Here is a 1,849-nt window from a genome sequence, read left to right as displayed (position 1 = left end):
GTGCTAGCTATAGGTGTTGGCGAATTTATTGCACCAATAACAGAACCACAAGCCCAGTTATTGCGCGCTACGGCTCTGCATAAAACCATGATTACCCACACTCGTTATGGTATATGGCTTAGAGAAGGTCAACGCTTCATCAATATCAGAGAACTTAATGATGATGGCTCATTGGCTAATATCAGCATTTATCAGGTCGATGACCAGCAACAGCTCACAGAAATGCAACACGCGGAGCAAGCAGTTTATTTAGGACAACAACAATGGCGGTTACAAAATTTAAAGCGTTCAAGCCTAACACAAGAAAAACGTCTACGCTGACAGCGTTGCCAACGAACCATGGGCTTCCTCTATCGCACCGGATTTACTAAAAATCGCCATCGTCAAGCCTGACAACTTATCACTGTATGATTTAGCGATTTACACCGATTTTCTAAAACATAACGGCCAAAAATCGCATCGTTTTGAAGCCGCATTCTGGGGACGTATTGTCAACCCGCTAGTCATTTTCGTAATGCTGTTAGTATCAACGCCCTTTGTCATCGGCGTAAAACGCGGCGTCACGGCTGGTGCCAGAATATTAATCGGCGTCGTTATTGGCTTAAGTTTTAACGTATTAGACATGACGATAAGTCATTTAGGATTAATTTACGACTTAAATCCAGCACTAATGGCATTTTTACCTAGTGTAACAGTGGCGTTAGTGGGGGTGTGGGCGGTTAGGAAGGTGTAGAAGTGAGCTAACTACGACAATAGCAGAATATAATGAACTTAGCTTTCAATACCAATTTAGCAATCGGCTATAAAAGTAACTCACAAATAGCAAGACTATTAACCGAAAATTGGGTTTTAAACAATTCATATTGCCCCAATTGCGGCGACTTGCCATTAAATAGATTTACAAATAATCGTCCAGTAGCCGATTTTTACTGTAAAACATGTAGCGAAGAATTTGAATTAAAAAGTAAAGGTGGAAAACTATCAAACACCATTACTGATGGAGCCTACTCTAAAATGATTGAGAGGATTAATTCTGAAAACAATCCGAATTTCTTCTTTTTAACCTATACCAAACAATGGACTGTTAGTGATTTCTTAATTATTCCTAAACAGTTTTTCACACCTGAAATTATCATAAAACGACCCGCATTATCGGAGACAGCACGACGCGCAGGCTGGGTAGGCTGCAATATTGATATTTCAAAAGTTGCGGAAGCAGGAAAAGTCTATTTGGTAAAAAACACCCAAATAATCAACCAAGGTTTTGTACAGGAAAAATTCAATAAGACATTATTTTTACGAACAAAAAGTACAGATGCAAAAGGCTGGGTTTTAGATATTATGCACTGCGTAGATTTAATCAAAAAAGACACTTTTACACTTGACGAAATCTACAGTTTCGAGCAAAAACTAAAACTGAAATATCCCAACAATAACTTTATAAAAGACAAAATCAGACAGCAACTGCAAGTACTCAGAGATAAAGGAATTATTGAATTTATCGGTCGTGGTAACTATAAAAAAAGTGAATTATGGAAACATTTAAAATTCAATTTCAGGAAGTTTTATCAAGAACAGTTGAAGTTAAAGCCAATAATATTGAAGATGCCATTGCAATAGCTAATCAAATGTATAAGTCTGAAGAAGTAGTACTGGATTATTCTGATTTATCAAGTACAGAAATATAGCCCGCCCAATTTGAGAACCGTAGTTCGTCTCCGGGTCGTCATCTCGGCATGGATTACCAAGAACACAGGGGGACTTGAAGAGCGCCATCCATGGCACTGGATTCCGGCAATCCATGCCGGAATGACGGGTATGTAAAACTATGGCTTTCTAATTGGTCGCG

The 1,849-nt window shown here is 38.7% G+C and carries 4 protein-coding genes; all 4 read left to right on the top strand.

The annotated features are described in order from the left end of the window. On the top strand, positions 1 to 321 hold a 321-nt coding region (locus VZ94_RS31290), incomplete at its 5' end, for an LptF/LptG family permease (protein WP_131655681.1). Between the two features lie 31 nt (positions 322 to 352). After that, positions 353 to 733: an LptF/LptG family permease gene (locus VZ94_RS31285; RefSeq protein WP_338040573.1), complete on the top strand. Its 381-nt coding sequence runs from the start codon at positions 353 to 355 to the stop codon at positions 731 to 733. Positions 734 to 765: 32 nt separating this feature from the next. Further along, positions 766 to 1,620, top strand: a complete 855-nt coding sequence (locus tag VZ94_RS21285) for a DpnI domain-containing protein (RefSeq protein ID WP_082081893.1) — start codon at positions 766 to 768, stop codon at positions 1,618 to 1,620. Further along, positions 1,599 to 1,688: a hypothetical protein gene (locus VZ94_RS32985; protein ID WP_369126316.1), complete on the top strand. Its 90-nt coding sequence runs from the start codon at positions 1,599 to 1,601 to the stop codon at positions 1,686 to 1,688. The genes VZ94_RS21285 and VZ94_RS32985 overlap by 22 nt, the downstream gene beginning before the upstream one ends. The last annotated feature ends 161 nt before the right edge of the window (positions 1,689 to 1,849 follow it).

Source organism: Methylocucumis oryzae, assembly GCF_000963695.1.
In the GTDB taxonomy this organism is placed as follows: Bacteria; Pseudomonadota; Gammaproteobacteria; order Methylococcales; family Methylomonadaceae; genus Methylovulum; species Methylovulum oryzae.
The sequence above is the reverse complement of the archived record's forward strand: the minus strand, read 5'-3'. Positions and strand labels throughout refer to the sequence as shown.

Excerpts from the sequence above, each read along its gene's own strand:
- VZ94_RS21285 (WP_082081893.1), top strand. The coding sequence starts at position 766 with ATGAACTTAGCTTTCAATACCAATTTAGCAATCGGCTATAAAAGTAAC.